This is a genomic window from Metabacillus indicus (assembly GCF_046603695.1).
Lineage (GTDB): Bacteria > Bacillota > Bacilli > Bacillales > Bacillaceae > Bacillus_P > Bacillus_P indicus.
On the sequence record NZ_CP176757.1, the window covers coordinates 3,955,662 to 3,974,369 of the forward strand.

Sequence of the window (18,708 nt, forward strand, 5' to 3'; positions counted from 1 at the left end):
CTTTAATATGGTTTGGATGCCTGTTCAAACAGGTATTTCTTCTCGCATAAATAATGCTGCTTAAAAGATTTTCCGGATGAATTTCTTGAATTTCGACGGCTCCTGATAGACTTCATTAAAGCTCATTTCCTCCAGCCAGTGGCTGTCGTAATGCTTTTCATCGACAAAATTTTCAATGTCGTTGTGGCCGGGAGGATTGCAGATCACGATATCCAGTCCGAATTCATTCATCAGCAGAAGCATCGCAGCGTCTGAGCGCGTCATGTAGCCATTGTTTTCATTATTATAAAGAATGAGCCGGGGCACATGCTGGGAGTAATCAAAATTCTGCATCAGTTTTATCAGGCTTTCCGGAATATTCATCGCCTGATTGAACAGGTAAAGCTGCAGATCATAAGGACTTTCCTGTTCCAGCCTTTTAAGCTTTGGATCAGCACAATACCTTGAAATCGCATCAGCCAGCCCCTTTTGAAGGCCGGTCGGAAGGTTTGAATACTTCCACCAGTGGCTTCCCATCATTTTATCAGCCTGCAGCACTTGATTTTCGTTCAGGGCATTCTGGTAATGAAAATGCGGATTGCCTTTAGCTTCCCAAGTAAACGGAAAGTACTTGACGACAGCCGCATGTTCATAGTCAGCGAGGTCCTGAATTTTGCCCCAGTATGAGCGTCTGTTTTTTGTCACCCCGAAGATTTTCGAGAAAATAGCGGGTATATGAACCATGTTGTCCCGGACTTCAAAGTCTGGACGCAGAAATGCTCTTTCCTTTATAAGAATAAAAAGTTCATCATACGTTGTTTTCAGCGTCCGTGCATTGGGGGAATAATTTCTGAATTGCCATGGCTTATAAAGCATGGATTCGTCTGAATGAAGAACCTGGTCAATTTGTTTTGAAGCTTTGTATGCTACAGTTGATGTGCGCTCCGGCCTCACCTTTGGAAACGCTGTCAGTTCGTGAGTCCCCGGAAAACGGACGATTTTGCTGACCGCTTCTTCCGGATCTTCCTCCTTCAGGATATCTGTCCCCTCCGGATGGGCAATGATGACATCGCATCCGAACCGGATCAGGAAATGAAGGAAGAACTGTTCGCTTTTCGTTGCATTTCCGTACCAGAAAAACGCAGGCTGCCGGACGCCGTCTGTTTTTTGCAGCTCAGGATGCAGGTGGTTCCAGGTCCATTTAATCAAATCAACAATGATGCGCCGGAAATCAGCGCTGTCATTCGCTTTATCAAGAAAGAATCGCGAAAGCATGTGAATGACACAAGTCCGCAGGTGGCGGTTTAACTCCGGATCGGAGAGAACCGGAAGAAGGCGGTCTCTGTCCATAAAAGCAACAAACCGGTTCACGGAGAGCTTTTCGTTTTTATGCAGAAGCAGCAGGTTCTGTATCGCCTGAAATTTTTCCTGCGGGATGTTTTTATCCAGAGATTCACTTAGAAAATGCACACCGAGTTCTTCGTGATGAACAAGGTCAAATAGCATTTGATAGTATTCGTCATCTGTTAATGGTGTTCCAAGCAGCCTGACGGCGACTTGCGGAATTTTCACTTCAGAGGGAGTGTTCACATAATCCGGACGCTCAGGCAGCGGCATAAAAAGAAGAGTCTGCCAGTCTGTGTCCAGATGTTCTGCAGGCGCAGGCTTATATGTTCTGATCATCTCTCTTCCCTCCTCTGAAAATATATCTCCACGTTACTTTCCGTTTCGTCTTTTTTCGCCAAAGACTCGGCACATTCCTTCACTCGTAACCACCCATGTTTTTCCGAACTTCCGGATGGTGCCCGGCGGAAACTGATTGACCCTTTTTCTGAGGGCAGAATCATCAATTCCCCATTCCTTGCAGGCCTGAGCGGAACTCATTATATTTTCATCCAATAGATTGGTCTTCGTTTTTTCTGCTGTTACCAAGACGTTCACTCCAATAAGAACTGAAGAAAATCAGCCGTGAAGCCATAGGTACCCTGCTTCTATTGTACCACTTTATACAGGTAAATATTTCTATTTACTGTGGACAGGGTTGATTTTCGCCAGGACATTTTCCAGAATTTCCTCTGAAGCGAAGATTCCATTTTTCGACGTTCTCTGAATGGCCCCTGACAGTCTTGCGCCTGACTCGCCAAGTTCGCCGTGCAGCGGTGAAAAGGCAAGATCGGCTTCTTCAAGCATGCAAAGGTCAAGCAGGGAGTCGCCGGCTGTCATCACGGTTTTTGCACCGGCAGCTTCTTTCACATAGGCAACGGCATCCCATTTATTGATCGGTTTCGGCACAAAATACAGCTTTCTTCCCTGCAGTGAATGCTTCCATCCGTTACGGTCCGCCCAGAGAATAAACTCCTGAAGGCGCGCCTCGGGAATATTTCCGCGTTCGATAATGTTGTATAAAAAGAGATTCTCGGCATTTTTCTGCTTCAGCACCCAGTCATCAGAAGCAATCTCCTGAAATTTAAGGGAAACATCCTCCAAACTTGTGCACTCATCTTTCATGCGTGCTTCAAGATGCTGTTTCCACTCTTCGTCAAGCTTTCCCTCTTTGAAAACATGTCCGCCGTTGCTCGTTACAGCGTAGCGCGGAAGGATTTCCTGCTGAAAGATGGAGATCCGCCCGTATTGGGACGGGGTTCTGGTTGTTACAGGAACAAACGTCATCTGTCCGGCTATTTCCTTCAGCATGGAAATCGCTTTTTTCGTCATGAACGAAATTTCCTGGCCGTCGAGAGTTTCAATCAATTGAATATCCTCTTCGCCAACCGGTTCACGGAACGATCTTCTCGAATAAATGAGCGTCTGATCCAGATCACTTGCAAAAATCACAGCAGTACCTCCTAGTTTAAGGGCTTAATAATCCCGCAGCATGAGTAAGACATATTCTTATATTCGATGACAGGGACGTTCCGTTCTTTTGCCAGCAGGAAGATATGCTCGAGGTCTTTATTGCCTAAATCCTTCACAAGGATCTTCCATGGCACTCTTCTGAGCAGTACACGCGTCGTCTCTCCCACACCCGGCTTCACATGGTGGATGTTTTCAATGCCAAACTCGTCCTGAATTTGCTTTATATCCTGAATCCCTTTCCATGTCGGCGTCCGGTCCTCTTTATCAAGCATCGAAACCTGCTTTGAGATCTCCTCTTTCACATTAGGAAACTCTGAGACTACTACGTCAATGAAATGATTGGACACGTCTTCCGGCAGCAGTTCCTCGTAATACTTTGCACCATGGAAATCATCCGGACCGATGAAGTTATCATTCAGGACCGTTCTGCTGACCAAGCCTGATACAGTTGAGTTCAGGCAGGCGCTCGGAATCAGGAAATCCTCTCTTGTCCCGTAAATGTCCGTGCAATAACCGGGATCTGCAAGTACCGCAAGCGAGTCATCAATGGCAAGGCCGTGTTTGCTGTTGAATTCCTCCATCGCTTCCCTAAGCTCTCTTGTAATGGCTCCTTTTCCTGTCCAGCCATCCACAAACTGCACGCTTTCATCCGGATGGTTCCGGGCGATATAATTCATGGCGTTGGCATCAATGCCGCGCCCTCTCACAATGGAGACACTGTAATGAGGAACATCGATTTGATGCACCTCCTGCAAGTACCGCTTCATCAGAATTCCTACCGGAGTGCCTGCACGTGCAAGCGAAACGAGCACGATGCTTTTCCCCTTCAGTTTCAAAATCTGTTCTGACACCGTACCAACAGCAGCTGCAAGCTTTTGTTTATACATGTCTAATGAATGGTGAAAAAGCTGCAGATATTCATCAGTCGGCTTATATTCAATTGGAAGCATCTCAGAATAATGTGTTCCGCTCTGAACAGCCTGTTCCCGTTCGAGTGTTGATTTTTCAAGACTAATTTGGCTCAAGTCCTTCAGCAGGAAAACAACGTCCTTTTCTGAATAACTTCCCATTGCTGCCGGCTTCGGCAATTGCTGCTCCACCTTACTCATCAGATGCACTTCCTTTTTGGTTTGTACTGAAAAAAACAAAATGAATGACCGGAATAACAGATTTCAGCTGATTAAGCATCGTCTGCAATCTCTCTTCAGGAACAGAACGTTCGAAGAAGACAAAAACTTCATCATACTGGCCCTCTGTGACATTGTAGAAAAAGTTTGCTGTTTCCCCGTCTTCGGGATTTGAAAAAGGGAACGCGCTTTTCACGGCATAATCTTCCCTGCTCACAGGGTGAATCGGGCTTCTTGTCGTAGACTGATAAAAGATGCCGTCCCCCATGTAAGAGGCTGTTTTCATCGGAATGTACATAAATTCCCCTGTACCGAGACAAAGGGTTCTTTTTCCTTTTCTGGCGTCTCTCAGCCTCGCTGCCGCCTTCAGGCAATAAATATCTGCCTCCAATTGCTCTTCATCTGTCAGACCGAACCTTCCCGTATGCGTCACATAGGGTGAAGACAGCTGCTCTGACGCACATGACGTAAGGTCGCCTTCTTCCGGAGAAATGACGATCTGCATAATTTCTGCATCACGTGAAGACAGAGATTCGCTTCGGGATTTGCTTTCTGCAACCGGATCCCCGTTTGCTGTAATCAGTCCCGTTACAAGAGAAACCTCATGAATGACAATGCCAAGCCGTTTCTCTGTATCTCTGAATCTCTTTTGATCTTCCTCTGAACGCCAGTCGAGGATGGATACGACCGTATATTCGCCGCGCGGGAATTTTTCCTGAATCGATTCAATGATATTCAGCGCCGTTTTCCCTGTTGTGACTTCATCATCAACAAGAACGATCGGCCTCGTGTTATCAAAAAGCTTTTCATCTACATAGCACCGGTGTGAAGTGGCGTGAGAATGCTCCTCTTCAAAGTTAATAATAGATTCCAATCCAGACACCAGTTCTCTTGTCGTATGGAAAAAAGCTGCATTTCTGAAGTTCTCAAACACCGCATGGCCAAGGGCTGTCGCTGTTTCTGCAAACCCGATAAATAAAGCCGGTTCAGCTAATGAATGACGGTATTCGCTTTTCTTTACCTGTCCGCCCATCAAACCTGCAAGAATCTGATCCCGCTCCGGGTGCGTTTGTGCCTCAACGACTTCCATGTATCTGGCTGCAAGCGCCTGACCAGTAAGAAGAGCAAGCGAAGGATCAACAGGAATATGCTTGCCGAGAACGGTGCTGACAAACAGAAACGAGCGCTTTTTGTTAATGCGCGCTGCCATCTGAAAGAGCCTGTCCAGCGGAAGAAGATAAGGATTTCCGGTCAATTCGATGTCTACTGAAAGCTGACCCAGAAGGTCAAATGTATAGCTGTTCGTTTGCGGTTTCGCTGATAAGGTCGATAAATGATTGCTGCTCATGGAACACCCCGTATAGTTTAGATTTCAAGATGATTTTCCGCGCCCAATTGTAATGGGGTTTAATTTCATTCATTTTGTTTGAAAATTCGCTTCGGATCACACCGTTGTAAGACTGCGCCTGATCGAGGATGGAGGATGCGTCCAAATATTCCTCTCTTGTGACCGCGTTCAGCGCATTGACGATTTTAATATGAAGCGGATGTATGATTGTTTTTCCTACAAGCCCGTTCGTATTATCCAGAACGATTTCATGAATAAGTCCGTCGTCATAACGGTCGATGAGATTCGCTCTGAATTCAAGTCCTTCATGGCCATATGCCTGCTGGAAAGGGGTTTGTCTGATCTGCGGCTTTAAAATCCGCTGTCCGCCCCCAAAATACTCCCACACCGGACCTGAGATGACGTACTCTTTTTCACAGCGGCCGAAAACATTGATAATGTCTGTAATGCAGTCCCTGATAACTGAAATATCGTAGATGGTCGTATCCCTGCTTCGCCTGATTCCAAACAGACCGGACAAGTCTGTGCCTCCAAGCCTTACATTCAGCACATACTCATAAAAATCATCAAGAATCGCTTTAATGCCAAGCAGTTCGTTCATCCGTGTTTCTTTATAAATAATTTCTTTTGTTTCAAGAATCGGCATTCCGTAAAGCGTCACAGAAGAATCGGATGCGATTTCCTGCAGCGCCGTGTAATACCCTCTTCCGTTTTCAGATGTGAATTTCGGAAAGACAAATCCGCTGATCAGCTGAATGTGATGCTTAAGCTTCCGGGCCACCCGCTGCATCTGTTCCCGGCTTCTGATTCTGATAAAAATAAGCGGAAGATTTCTCTGGTCAAACTGCCCTTTCAGCACACTGTCTGAAATAGTCCCGATTTGGCTGACGGTATTTGCTTCTGCTGTCTCAACTTCTGTATCGCCGATGGAATCTTCAAGACAAATGACCATCGATGTCAGTCCTTCGTGCTTTCCATTAAGAAATTTACCAGATAGTACATCTCCTGCAATGGCTGTCCGGCTGCCAGGCATATAAAGAGTAGCGCCCAGAGCATAGGCAAGCATTTCCCGTTCGGTCTCCTTAGAAAAGTGAATCGGCTCATATAAAAAAATCTCGCTGCGTTTTTCCTTGCTTAAATACTGAAAATGTTTCAAGATTGTTCCTCCATTCAGGGACCGTGCGTGATGTACTAAGTGGTAAATGCCTTATTAAAAGCGGAACCTTCCGTTTAGCTCCGACAGACAGAAAAGAAATCACCCGAAAAGTCCGCTTTTAGACTTTTTGGGGGATTTTGTTCTGGCGGAGGAGCTGGAAGGTGGAGCTGGACACTATTAAAAGCGGAATCGCCCGGATGGCCGGGCGATTCGCCGCCTTGCTGTTCTTTCAAAGCTTTGAAAAAGGCGCGTTGTTTTATAAAAACAACGCACCCCTTCATGTTTATTTACACTTCTGCAATTAAACGTCCAAGCCGTAGTCTTTTACAAGTGAACCAAGACCGCCCTGGTAGCCGCTTCCGATTGCATTGAATTTCCACTCTGCGCCGTGACGGTAAAGTTCGCCTACAACGACTGCAGTCTCAATAGAGAAGTCTTCTCCCAAGTCATAGCGGATAAGCTCTGAGTTGCTGTCTTCGTTCAGGATGCGCACGTAAGCATTGGAAACTTGTCCAAAGTTCTGGCTGCGTGCTTCTGCATCATGAATTGTGATTGTGAACGCAATTTTGCTGATAGAAGCAGGAACTTGTGAAAGGTTAACTTTGATGACTTCATCGTCACCAGAACCTTCGCCTGTACGGTTGTCGCCAGTATGCTCAACTGATCCGTTTCCGCCAACAAGGTTGTTGTAAAAAATGAAATCTGCTTCGCTTGCTGCTTTGCCGTTTTCATCCAATAAGAAAACAGATGTGTCAAGGTCAAAGTCATTTCCGCCGTCATACTTGTTAGTATCCCAGCCAAGACCGACCAATACTTTTGTTAAACCAGGGTTTGTTTTTGTTAAATCGATTTTCTGACCTTTAGATAAGCTGATTGCCATTTTGAATTCGACTCCTTTTATCCTGTTATTTTTTATGTCTTTCAGAATCCCGTGTCAGGATTCCGGAAAGAAATTATGCGTGACGGTTTGCAATTTCTGTAATAGAAGCGTCTTTTGTTCCAGAACCGACTGCTGCGAATTTCCACTCGCCGCCATGACGGTAGATTTCTCCCGGGATAAGGGATGTCATATCTGAGTAATTGTCGCTTAAGTTATAGTGTACAAGCTCTGTGCGGCTTGCAGAATCCACTACACGGATAAAGGCATTTTGAATCATGCCGAAATGCTGTTTTCTTTGGACAGCCTGATAGATGTTTACAACAAACACAAGTTTGTGAACATTTGCAGGAACCTTGCTCAGATCGATCAGCACTTGCTCATCGTCTCCATCGCCGTCTCCTGTCAGGTTGTCTCCGGTATGTTTAACTGAACCGCATTTGCTTGTCAGGTTGCCAAAATAAATGACGCTCTTTTTATCAAGCAGACGGTCGTTTTCATCAAGCATCAATACTGAAGCATCGCAGTCAACGTTGCTTCCGCCGCCTCCGAAGAGTCCGCCAAAAAGCCCGCCGCTTTTTTGCTGGACAGGATCCCATCCTAGTCCGACCATGATATTTTTAAGACCGGCATTTCCTTTTGTCAGATCGATTTTCTGACCCTTTTGCAGTGTAATTGCCATTTCTTCACTCTCCCTTTCTGGGTAATGGGGAAACTTGCAAACAGAGACCTGAGCCATACTTCTTTATGTATTATTCGGTCTATTGTCACGATAACGTGACCACAAGTCTTATACTACCAATATCTGAGCAAATTTCAACTAAAAACCTTTTACAGGTCCGCACTATTTCATACGTTTTAAAAGAGGAAAAGTTTCATAGAAGCTAAGATAAAATAATTTCCTTTTCCAGGAAAGTTGCTTTTATATCAAGCTTTGTCTCCTGCTTTTCTACTTTTTCGCCGAGCAGCAGTTTTACAGCCAGATACGGGAAGTTCACTCCGGAGAGGCAGCTGAAATACAGGCCGCCCGACATCCGCGGATTGATTTCAAGCAGCTTCGGAAGCCCCTGGTTATATTTGACCTGGATATTAAAAATGTAGTCCAGCTTAAACTCCTCAGTGAAAGCCTCTGCAAGCTCGATTAATTCTTTGTTGTTTTCAAGAATCCGGATTCTTCCTCCGCCTTTCCTGCGAGGCACCGCTGCGATGAGTTCGCCACTTTTGGCAAGGCAGTCAATGCTGTATTCTTCTCCTTCGAGAAACTCCATGACCATAAGCTCCGGGAACTCTCCGGCAGCCTTCAGCCCGTCATAGACTCTCTGAAACGGAATCCGGTAGCTCGGCGCCATCACTTCTTTAAGGGGATCAACATTGTCATCAATGATTCTAAACCCGTATCCTCCCTCTCCGACCACAGGCTTATAGCAGACACCCAGTCCTTCGTTTTTCAATTTTTCATATGTATCTTTAAATTCTTCGGGTGTTTTTGCTGTATAAAAGGAAGGGATCTCAAACAAGCCCTTTTCCCTGCAAATCTCGTAAAAATCATCTTTATTATCTATTGCCTCAAGCAGCTCAGCGTCTCTATTGACTAATACCTTTACACCGAGCTCTTCAAACTTGTCCAGCGCTTTTGCAATCGGCAGCATTTTATATCTTGGAACGAACAGCTGAATGCCATGTTTACGGCAGAAATCCAGGCAGTACTGAACGTACTCCCCGTCTGTATCAAACTTGGGCTCAACCTCTGAGTAATCGCAGTTTGCAAGCATGACATGGTCAGCATCCGGGTGTGTGCCGTACACTTCAAACTTAATCCCGTCTTCATTATTCCGGATCATGTCAATGTAATGATAGGCAACCGAGAACCAGCGGTTGAACCAGATTTTATATGTACTCATTTTTCAGAAAAACCCCTCTCTTCGGAACAGTCCGAAGTTTTCTATTTCTTTCATTTTACATAAAACGGGAAGATAAGTCATTGGGAAAAAATTTCTTTGAGAGTAGTGGCATTAATCCTGTAATTCTTCTTTTTGATGGTTCTATTCTTCCCTATTAGTGCCATCAAACAAAACATTCTTCTTTTTGATGGTACTGCTCTCCCGGATAAGCACCATCAACCAGAACATTCTTCCTTTTGATGGTACCGTTCTCCTTTATAAGTGCCATCAACCAGTACAGTCTTCCTTTTTATGGTTCTATTCTGCACGATAAGTGCCATCAACCAGTACAGTCTTCCTTTTTATGGTTCCGTTCTCCTTTATAAGTACCATCAACCACAACATTCTTCCTTTTGATGGTACCGTTCTCCCTTATAAGTGCCATCAACCAGTAAATTCTCCCTTTTGATGGTTCTGTTCTTCGAGATAAGTGCCACCAACCAAAACATTCTTCCTTTTGATGGTTCTATTCTCCCCGATAAGTGCCATCAACCAATACATTCTTCCTTTTGATGGTTCTATTCTCACCGATAAGCGCCATCAACCAGAACATTCTTCTTTTTGATGGTTCCGTTCTCCCGGATAAGTACCATCAACCAGAACAATCTCCCTTTTGATGGTTCTATTCTCCAGGATAAATGCCATCAATCCAAGAACTTCTCTTCTTGATGGCACCATTCTCCAAAATCAGTAATCTCCTAACACAAAAAGAAGCTCCCCGCTAAACCGGGAAGCTTCCTGTTTCTACATATTTCTGCGGTACTGTCCGCCTACTTCATATAGTGCCTGTGTGATCTGGCCGAGACTTGCGTAGTTGACGGTCTCCATCAGTTCAGCAAAGATGTTCTGGTTGTGGATGGCAGCCTGCTTCAGTTTTTCGATGGCTGCATCAGCTTGAGCGGCATTGCGTTCCTGGAATGCTTTCAAGTTTTGAATCTGTGTTTCTTTTTCTTCTTTAGAGGCCCGGGCTACTTCCATGTTGTCAACGGATTCTTCAGATGGCTTGTTCGGATTGATATACGTGTTGACGCCGATGATCGGGAGTTCTCCTGAATGCTTCTGCATTTCATAGTACATGGATTCATCCTGGATCTTTCCTCGCTGGTACTGGGTTTCCATTGCACCGAGCACTCCGCCGCGCTCGTTGATGCTGTCGAATTCTTTAAGGACAGCTTCTTCTACAAGGTCTGTCAATTCTTCAATGATGAAGGAGCCCTGAAGCGGATTTTCGTTTTTGGCGAGTCCGTGCTCTTTTGTGATGATGAGTTGAATGGCCATGGCTCTGCGGACCGATTCTTCTGTCGGTGTCGTGATAGCTTCATCGTACGCATTTGTGTGCAGAGAGTTGCAGTTATCCTGAAGGGCCATTAGAGCCTGCAGCGTTGTGCGGATATCGTTAAAGTCGATTTCCTGGGCGTGCAGGGAACGGCCGGATGTCTGAACATGATATTTCAGCTTCTGGCTCCGTTCGTTTGCCCCGTATTTTTCCCTCATAACGGTTGACCAGATGCGGCGTGCCACACGTCCGATGACGGTGTATTCCGGATCAAGGCCGTTGCTGAAAAAGAAAGAGAGGTTCGGCGCAAAATCATCGATTTTCATGCCTCTGCTTAAATAGTATTCGACATACGTAAACCCGTTTGCGAGTGTAAACGCAAGCTGTGAAATCGGGTTCGCTCCCGCTTCTGCAATATGATACCCGGAAATGGAGACAGAGTAATAGTTTCTCACTTTTTCATTTATAAAGTACTCCTGGATATCCCCCATCATTTTCAGGGCAAATTCTGTTGAGAAGATGCAGGTATTCTGTCCCTGGTCTTCTTTCAGAATATCCGCCTGAACCGTTCCGCGGACGGTTTGAAGGGTTCTTTCCTTCACCTGCCCCATCTCTTCTACTGTCAGCTCGCGTCCAAGCTCAGTCCGCTGCTTTTCGGCCTGCTGGGCAATAGCCGTGTTCATGAACATGGCAAGGATGATGGGTGCAGGTCCATTGATTGTCATTGATACAGATGTGGCCGGCGCGCACAAATCAAAGCCTGCATACAGCTTTTTCATGTCATCAAGCGTACAGATACTTACTCCGCTCTCGCCGATTTTCCCGTAGATGTCAGGACGGTATGCAGGGTCTTCCCCGTAGAGTGTAACAGAGTCAAAGGCCGTGCTCAGGCGTTTTGCCGGGTCATCCTTTGAAAGGTAATGAAAACGGCGGTTCGTCCGTTCCGGCGTTCCTTCCCCTGCAAACTGCCGCTTCGGATCTTCTTCCGCCCGCTTGAACGGGAAAACGCCGGCTGTATACGGGAATGCTCCAGGTACATTTTCTTTGTAGACCCACTTTAGAATTTCCCCGTAGTCTTTGTATTTTGGAAGCGAGACTTTCGGGATGGCGAGTCCTGACAGGGAAACCGTCTTTAATGATGTCACAATTTCTCTGTCGCGGATTTTTGTCACAAACTGATCCGTTTCATATTTCTCCCTGAGCTCTCCCCAGCCTTCAAGGATCCGCTTTGATTCCGGAGAAAGTTCCTCTTCCGTTTTCTTTTTAATCGCTTCAAGTGAGGCAATCACCTCAGGTGCCCCGTTCTCCTCTTTGACACTCTCAATGGCGCCCTGAATCTGGAACAGTCTTCTGGCAGTATCAGCCTGATATTCGGCACTTTTGTGGTAGTTCCGGACAGATTCGCTGATTTCTCTTAAATAGTAGCGGCGGTCTGTCGGAATGATGACATTCTGTTTTTCAACATCTTTGACAATAGGCAGACTTGAAGACCAGTTTTTATTTTTCTTTTTGTTGATAAGGTCAAGCAGGGCTACAAACAGGGTGTTTGTGCCGGGATCGTTGAACTGGCTTGCAATCGTTCCGTAAACCGGAAGATCCTCAGCCGGACTTTCAAACAGCATATGGCTGCGCTGGTACTGCTTTTGCACCTGGCGCTTTGCATCCTGTGATCCTTTACGTTCAAATTTATTGATGACAATCAAGTCCGCGTAGTCGATCATGTCGATTTTTTCAAGCTGGGAAGGCGCACCGAATTCGCTTGTCATGACATACATGGACATGTCGCAAATCTCAGTGATGGCAGCATCCCCCTGCCCGATTCCGCTCGTTTCTACAATAATCAAATCATAGCCGGCTGCTTTCACAACGGCGATGGCATCATGGATGGCAAGCGACAGTTCTGATCTTGACTGTCTCGTCGCAAGACTTCTCATATACACGCGCGGTGAGAAAATCGCATTCATCCTGATTCTGTCACCAAGAAGAGCTCCGCCTGTTTTCTGTTTTGTCGGGTCAATGGAAATGACGGCAATCTTAATTTCAGGCACTTCATTTAAAAAACGTCTGATTAATTCATCAGTCAGTGAACTTTTTCCTGCTCCGCCGGTACCGGTAATCCCAAGGACAGGTGCATCAGATGAAAGCTGCTTGACCTCTGAAATGACTTTTTCTGCTGCCGCTGCCGCTTCCTGCCTGCTGCCGATTTGCGATTCAGCAACCGTGATCAGTTTTGCGATTGCTCCGGCATCGCCTGTTTTCAGCTTCTCCATCTCATCCTCAAGCTTTGCAGCTGTCTGGAAATCGCATTCTTTCATCATGAGTTCAATCATGCCCTGCAGACCGAGCTCTCTCCCGTCCTCAGGAGAAAAAATGCGGGCAATCCCGTATTCATGCAGCTCCTTGATTTCACGCGGAAGGATGACCCCGCCTCCTCCGCCATAAAGCCTGATATGTGAAGCGCCTCTTTCTTTTAAAAGGTCATACATATATTTGAAAAACTCCACGTGCCCGCCTTGATAAGAAGAAATGGCGATTCCCTGCGCGTCTTCCTGGATCGCTGCATTGACGATTTCTTCAACCGAACGGTTATGTCCGAGGTGAATGACTTCTGCGCCGCTCGCCTGGAGAATTCTCCTCATAATGTTGATCGATGCATCGTGTCCGTCAAACAAACTGGATGCCGTTACAAAACGAACGGCATGTTTCGGTTTATAGGTTTCCTTTGTATGCATGCTGGCCGCATCCCCTTTATTGTCGTTATTCCGGCTGATTTCCGCTTTTTTGTATCCCCCGCAGAATCAGCTTGGTCTGAACTTCAATGTATTCCTCAAGCGTATAGTTCCTCTGAAGGGCCCACCTTCTGAAGCCCCACATTTGTCCCTGAACGAAGATGTTGTGGGCAAGCAGCTGTCTTTCCGTTGCTGTAAGCGAGATTTCCCCTTTATCCGCACAGCCTGCTATCACCTTTTCAAACATCCCGACCATTTCAATTTCTTTTTGAAGCACATAAGGAAGCGCGTCACGGGACAGTGACTTCGCTTCCTGGTACATGACGAGAACCTCATCCTGCATCTCATCCACCACTCTGAAGTAGTTTGCGATGGCAAGCTTGAGACTCTCAATTGTTCCAAGCTTCATGTCGATGTTTTTCTCCAGCCTGTCGCGCACCTGATCATAGATCGTATCGCAGACCAGGTAGAGGACGTCTTCCTTCTGCCTGATATATTCGTAGAGCGTGCCGATGCTGAAGCCTGCCGCTTTGGCAATTTCCCTTGTGGTTGTGCGGTGGAATCCCTTTTGTTTAAAAAGATGAACCGCCCCTTTAATCATCTGGTCACGCCGCTTTTCCACAAGCCTCTCATCTTTGACAGAGGCATGCACTTCCCGTTTAGACATGTTCCACCGCCTCCCTGTTTTGGCCCCTTTATTTTGTCAGCATGCGCGAAATGACAAGTCTCTGAATCTCCTGAGTGCCTTCATAGATCTGGGTAATCTTCGCATCTCTCATGTAGCGTTCAACCGGATAATCCTTCGTATAGCCGTAGCCGCCGAATACCTGAACCGCTTCTGTCGTGACTTTCATAGCCGTATCTCCGGCAAACAGTTTGGACATGGCTGATTCTTTTCCGTACGGAAGGCCCTCAGACTCAAGCCATGCAGCCTGATAGGTTAATAGACGCGATGCTTCAATTGTTGTCGCCATATCAGCAAGTTTAAAGCCGATACCCTGCTGCTGCGCAATCGGCTTGCCGAACTGCTGGCGCTCTTTTGCATAGGCAACAGATGCATCAAGGGCTCCCTGTGCGATTCCGACAGCCTGGGCAGCGATGCCGTTTCGGCCGCCGTCAAGAGTCATCATGGCAATTTTAAAGCCTTCGCCCTCTTGACCGAGAAGGTTTTCTTTTGGAACGATGCAGTCTTCAAACATGATTTCTGTTGTAGGTGATGAGCGGATGCCGAGCTTGCTTTCTTTTTTGCCGACGGAGAAGCCTTTAAAGTCCTTCTCGACGATGAATGCGCTCGTTCCTTTATGCTTGCTTGAAGGATCTGTGACGGCAAAAACAACATACGTATCTGCTATGCCGCCGTTTGTGATGAAAATTTTCGATCCGTTAAGCACATAATGATCGCCGTTCAGTTTGGCAGTTGTTCTCATGCCGCCGGCGTCTGATCCGGAACCGGGCTCTGTCAGTCCGTAAGCGCCGATTTTCTCTCCTTGTGCCATTGGTTTTAAGTACTTTTGTTTTTGCTCTTCTGTACCGAATTTGTAAACCGGCCAGCCTGCAAGCGATGTGTGGGCAGAAAGTGTTACTCCGATGGAAGCGCACACTCTTGAAAGTTCTTCTACGGCTATGACGTATGCCAGGTAGTCGCTGCCGATGCCGCCGTACTCTTCCGGCCATGGGATTCCTGTCAGGCCTAGTTCAGCCATTTTGTCGAACAGCTCACGGTCGAAGCGCTCTTCTTCGTCGCGTTCTGCAGCTGTAGGCTCAACCTCGTTTTTAGCGAAATCTCTTACCATTTTGCGGATCATTTCATGTTCATCTGACAGTTTGAAAAACATTGCGTTCATCTCCCGTGTTCATTTATTGGTTGTTAATTCAGCATTGTTAATTTGGTGTTCTGGAATCGTTCCTTTCCGCTCCAGGAACTTGCTTTCCGCGGGGAGGGATGGGAGCCTCCTCGGCCAGCCTGCGGGGTCTCCCATTCCCTCTTCATCCCGCAGGAGTCAAGTTCCTTCCGCTGCAATCCACTATTGTGCAAGTGCAAACAGAAAGCGTCCACCTTTACGAAAATATCCTTCTGCTTTACCCCTTAGTTAAATGCTTGCTGATGACGATTCTTTGAATCTCGCTCGTGCCTTCGTAGATTTCGCAGACTTTGGCATCGCGGAAGTAGCGTTCGACGGGGTAGTCTTTTGTGTAGCCATAGCCGCCGAAGACCTGGATGGCTTCTGTTGCTGTTTCCATGGCTGTTTTTGAGGCGAACAGCTTTGCCATGGAAGCTTCTTTGCCGCACGGCATGCCGTTTTCTCTCATGAATGCCGCTCTGTATGTCAGCAGTTCTGATGCCTCGACGGCTGTCGCCATGTCGGAAAGCTTGAAGCCGATTCCCTGCTGGGATGAGATCGGCCTTCCAAACTGGACGCGCTCTTTTGCGTATTCAACCGATTTTTCAAAGGCGGCCTGGGCAATACCGAGAGACTGGGCAGCAATTCCGATGCGCCCGACGTCAAGGTTGGCCATCGCAATTTTGAAGCCTTCGCCTTCTTCGGCGAGCAGATTTTCAGCAGGCACTTCAGCATCTTCAAAAGAAAGCTGAACCGTTCTTGAACCGTACAGACCCATTTTATGTTCGTCTTTTCCGATGACAAGGCCTTTTGTGTTTTTCTCGACGATAAATGCAGAAATCCCTTTTAGGCCCGCCTCAGCGTTTGTAGAAGCGAAAACAATGTACGTATCTGCTTCCCCGCCGTTTGTAATAAACACTTTTGAACCGTTCAGAATGTAGGTGCCGTCTTTTTTGACTGCTTTTGTTTTGAGGCTGCCTGCATCAGATCCTGATCCCGGTTCAGTCAGGCAGAATGCGCCGAGGTACTCGCCGCTTGCAAGCTTTGGAATGTACTTGTTTTTCTGCTCTTCCGTTCCGAAATAAAGGATCGGATTTGTTCCAACCGATGTATGGACGCTCAGGATGACCCCGACTGTCGCACTGACCTTTGAAAGTTCATGAATGGCAATAATGTAGGATGTAAAGTCCATTCCGGCTCCGCCGTACTGCTCCGGCACAGGGATACCCATCAGGCCGAGAGATCCCATTTTCCGGAGAATGTCCCGGGGGAATTCTCCCTTTTCCATCCTTTCGACAAACGGTTCGATTTCAGCCTGGGCAAAATCCCTGACCATTTTCCTCATCATTTCCTGTTCTTCCGTGAAGCGAATATTCATATCCCGTCCCCCTGTGATGTCCATCTACCCTTCGTATGAATAGAATCCTCTGCCTGTTTTGCGTCCGAGCCAGCCAGCTTTCACATATTTTCTGAGAAGCGGACATGGGCGGTATTTGTCGTCGCCGAAGCCTTCGTGCAGCGTTTCCATAATGTAGAGGCATGTATCAAGACCGATAAAGTCAGCAAGCGTCAGCGGCCCCATCGGATGGTTCATGCCAAGCTTCATCACTTCATCAATCGCTTCCTTCTCTGCCACCCCTTCATAAAGCGTATAGATCGCTTCATTGATCATCGGCATCAGGATGCGGTTTGAAACAAATCCAGGGAAATCATTGACCTCAACCGGGATTTTATTCAGCGTTTTCGTCATATCTTCTATCGACTGATACACTTCATCTGCTGTTGCAAGGCCCCGGATAATTTCAACAAGCTTCATGACAGGAACAGGATTCATAAAGTGCATGCCGATGACTTTTTCCGGACGGTTTGTTGCTGCTGCAATTTCCGTGATCGGCAGGGAAGAAGTGTTTGTTGCGAGAATCGTCGTTTCCGGCGTGATTTTATCAAGCTTTGCGAATATGTCTGTTTTGATCGCCATGTTCTCGACAGCTGCTTCAATGACAAGGTCCGTCCCGGCTGCGTCCTGCAAATCTGCTGACGGCTTGAGCCTGCTTAAGATCTCCTGTTTCTGATCTGCTGTGAGCTTCTGCTTATCTACCTGCCGCTGAAGGTTTTTTTCAATAGAGGCGAGTCCTTTTAAAACAAATTCCTCTTTCAGGTCGTTGACTAAAACGTTATATCCTGCCATTGCGCAAACCTGCGCGATGCCTGACCCCATCTGTCCTGCCCCGATTACCATTACGTTTTGAATACTCATCGATATCCCTCCTGCATTTAAACTTCCACCATAATCGCGTCGCCCTGGCCTCCGCCGCTGCAGATGGCCGCAATGCCGATGCCGCCGCCGCGACGTTTCAGCTCGTGAATCAATGTGATGATAATCCGCGCTCCGCTTGCCCCGATCGGGTGTCCGAGTGCCACAGCTCCGCCGTTTACGTTCACTTTCTCAGGGTCAAGACCGGCAAGTTGATTGCTTGCAAGAGCAACCGCCGAGAACGCCTCGTTTATTTCAAATAAATCGATTTCTTCAAGCTTTCTGCCCGTTTTCTTTAAAAGCTCAAGAATGACAAGACCTGGCGTCTTTGGAAAATCCTTCGCTTCAAGGGCAATCGCCGTGTGGCCAAGGATTGCTGCCAGCGGCTGCTTTCCTTCTTTTTGAGCCCGTTCCTCGCTCATGAGAACAAGAGCGCCTGCCCCGTCATTCACTCCAGGGGCGTTGCCCGCTGTAATCGTCCCTGCCTGATTAAAAACGGGAGACAGCTTTGAAAGCCTTTCGATTGAAGTATCTTTTCTTGGTGCTTCGTCGTGCTGAACGATGACAGGATCTCCTTTTCTCTGCGGTACAGGAACAGGAATAATTTCTTCTCCAAGTTTTCCTGACTCAATGGCAGCGGTGGACCGCTCATGGCTTCTGAGCGCCCATGCATCCTGTGCTTCTCTTGAAATTTCAAGCTCTGATGCCGTTTCATTTCCGTAGGTTCCCATATGCACACCTGTAAATGTGCACGTCAGTCCGTCATGCACCATCATGTCCTGAACCTTTGCATTTCCCATGCGAAGGCCCCATCTTGCTTTTGGCATCATGTACGGCGCATTGCTCATCGACTCCATCCCGCCTGCAACAATGACTTCCTCGTCGCCTGCACGGATAATCTGGTCGGCGAGCGTTACGCTTCGAAGGCCGGAAGCACAGACTTTATTGATTGTTTCGGTTTTCACTTCCCACGGCATGCCTGCGTGTCTTGCTGCCTGGCGGGAAGGAATCTGCCCCTGTCCGCCCTGAAGTACAGAACCCATGATGACTTCATCTACTTCCTCTGCTTTTACGCCAGCACGCTCTAACGCTTCTTTAATGGCGATGCCGCCAAGCTGCGATGCTGTCAGCGTGCTCAGCCCTCCGCCAAATTTCCCAAAAGGTGTGCGCACTCCGCTTACAATGACTGTCCGGTTCATCGTTCATCATCCCTCCGTATTTTTATAAAAGATTTGTAGAAAGCGGTTACAAAATTGCCGATTGAACGCTCGCTCAGTATGGGTCCAGCCAAGAAGGTGAAACGAAATCCGTCTCACCTTCCTATT

General features: G+C 47.1%; 16 protein-coding genes. 1 reads left to right on the top strand and 15 read right to left on the bottom strand.

What is annotated here, in order from left to right; all coding sequences use genetic code 11:
• Positions 1 to 60 precede the first annotated feature (60 nt).
• The 6 genes from ACK1LH_RS20120 to ACK1LH_RS20145 form a co-directional block, all read right to left on the bottom strand.
• The gene (locus tag ACK1LH_RS20120) at positions 61 to 1,662 is read right to left on the bottom strand and encodes a YceG family protein (RefSeq protein WP_029283290.1); all 1,602 of its coding nucleotides are present in this window, start codon (positions 1,660 to 1,662) and stop codon (positions 61 to 63) included.
• A 33-nt stretch (positions 1,663 to 1,695) separates the two neighbouring features.
• The gene (locus ACK1LH_RS20125) at positions 1,696 to 1,911 is read right to left on the bottom strand and encodes a helix-turn-helix domain-containing protein (RefSeq protein ID WP_051827358.1); all 216 of its coding nucleotides are present in this window, start codon (positions 1,909 to 1,911) and stop codon (positions 1,696 to 1,698) included.
• Between the two features lie 90 nt (positions 1,912 to 2,001).
• On the bottom strand, positions 2,002 to 2,814 hold the full coding sequence (locus ACK1LH_RS20130; protein WP_029283286.1) for an HAD family hydrolase: 813 nt from the start codon (positions 2,812 to 2,814) through the stop codon (positions 2,002 to 2,004).
• An 11-nt stretch (positions 2,815 to 2,825) separates the two neighbouring features.
• Entirely contained in the window at positions 2,826 to 3,944 is a 1,119-nt protein-coding gene (locus ACK1LH_RS20135) for a cysteine protease StiP family protein (protein ID WP_411334148.1), read from the bottom strand.
• On the bottom strand, positions 3,937 to 5,310 hold the full coding sequence (locus ACK1LH_RS20140; protein ID WP_411334149.1) for a phosphoribosyltransferase family protein: 1,374 nt from the start codon (positions 5,308 to 5,310) through the stop codon (positions 3,937 to 3,939). Before ACK1LH_RS20140 ends, ACK1LH_RS20135 begins: the two co-directional genes overlap by 8 nt.
• Positions 5,249 to 6,466, bottom strand: coding sequence for an HpcH/HpaI aldolase/citrate lyase family protein (locus ACK1LH_RS20145; protein WP_029283280.1), 1,218 nt, complete (start codon positions 6,464 to 6,466; stop codon positions 5,249 to 5,251). The genes ACK1LH_RS20140 and ACK1LH_RS20145 overlap by 62 nt, the downstream gene beginning before the upstream one ends.
• Positions 6,467 to 6,627: 161 nt before the next feature.
• Between ACK1LH_RS20145 and ACK1LH_RS20150 the strand changes: the two genes are divergently transcribed.
• The gene (locus ACK1LH_RS20150) at positions 6,628 to 6,771 is read left to right on the top strand and encodes a hypothetical protein (protein ID WP_161781215.1); all 144 of its coding nucleotides are present in this window, start codon (positions 6,628 to 6,630) and stop codon (positions 6,769 to 6,771) included.
• Here the strand turns inward: ACK1LH_RS20150 and ACK1LH_RS20155 are convergent.
• The 9 genes from ACK1LH_RS20155 to ACK1LH_RS20195 all read right to left on the bottom strand — a co-directional run bounded on the left by ACK1LH_RS20155 (position 6,768) and on the right by ACK1LH_RS20195 (position 18,582).
• Complete coding sequence (locus ACK1LH_RS20155) at positions 6,768 to 7,346, bottom strand: TerD family protein (protein WP_029283278.1); 579 nt, start codon at positions 7,344 to 7,346, stop codon at positions 6,768 to 6,770. The genes ACK1LH_RS20150 and ACK1LH_RS20155 overlap by 4 nt on opposite strands.
• Before the next feature lie 73 nt (positions 7,347 to 7,419).
• Positions 7,420 to 8,025 (bottom strand): TerD family protein, encoded by a 606-nt coding sequence (locus ACK1LH_RS20160; protein WP_029283276.1) that lies wholly within the window; start codon positions 8,023 to 8,025, stop codon positions 7,420 to 7,422.
• Positions 8,026 to 8,227: 202 nt separating this feature from the next.
• Positions 8,228 to 9,244 (bottom strand): ATP-grasp domain-containing protein, encoded by a 1,017-nt coding sequence (locus tag ACK1LH_RS20165; RefSeq protein ID WP_029283274.1) that lies wholly within the window; start codon positions 9,242 to 9,244, stop codon positions 8,228 to 8,230.
• A 783-nt stretch (positions 9,245 to 10,027) separates the two neighbouring features.
• Positions 10,028 to 13,291, bottom strand: a complete 3,264-nt coding sequence (gene icmF, locus ACK1LH_RS20170; RefSeq protein WP_411334152.1) for a fused isobutyryl-CoA mutase/GTPase IcmF — start codon at positions 13,289 to 13,291, stop codon at positions 10,028 to 10,030.
• 25 nt (positions 13,292 to 13,316) lie between these two features.
• Positions 13,317 to 13,955, bottom strand: a complete 639-nt coding sequence (locus tag ACK1LH_RS20175) for a TetR/AcrR family transcriptional regulator (RefSeq protein ID WP_029283270.1) — start codon at positions 13,953 to 13,955, stop codon at positions 13,317 to 13,319.
• Positions 13,956 to 13,983: 28 nt separating this feature from the next.
• Positions 13,984 to 15,123: an acyl-CoA dehydrogenase gene (locus ACK1LH_RS20180; RefSeq protein WP_029283268.1), complete on the bottom strand. Its 1,140-nt coding sequence runs from the start codon at positions 15,121 to 15,123 to the stop codon at positions 13,984 to 13,986.
• A gap of 244 nt (positions 15,124 to 15,367) precedes the next feature.
• Positions 15,368 to 16,507: an acyl-CoA dehydrogenase gene (locus ACK1LH_RS20185; RefSeq protein ID WP_411334153.1), complete on the bottom strand. Its 1,140-nt coding sequence runs from the start codon at positions 16,505 to 16,507 to the stop codon at positions 15,368 to 15,370.
• Between the two features lie 24 nt (positions 16,508 to 16,531).
• Entirely contained in the window at positions 16,532 to 17,386 is an 855-nt protein-coding gene (locus tag ACK1LH_RS20190) for a 3-hydroxybutyryl-CoA dehydrogenase (protein ID WP_029283264.1), read from the bottom strand.
• 17 nt (positions 17,387 to 17,403) lie between these two features.
• Positions 17,404 to 18,582 carry an acetyl-CoA C-acetyltransferase gene (locus ACK1LH_RS20195; protein ID WP_411334154.1) on the bottom strand — a complete coding sequence of 393 codons (1,179 nt, stop codon included), beginning with the start codon at positions 18,580 to 18,582 and terminating at the stop codon, positions 17,404 to 17,406.
• Between the last annotated feature and the right edge of the window lie 126 nt (positions 18,583 to 18,708).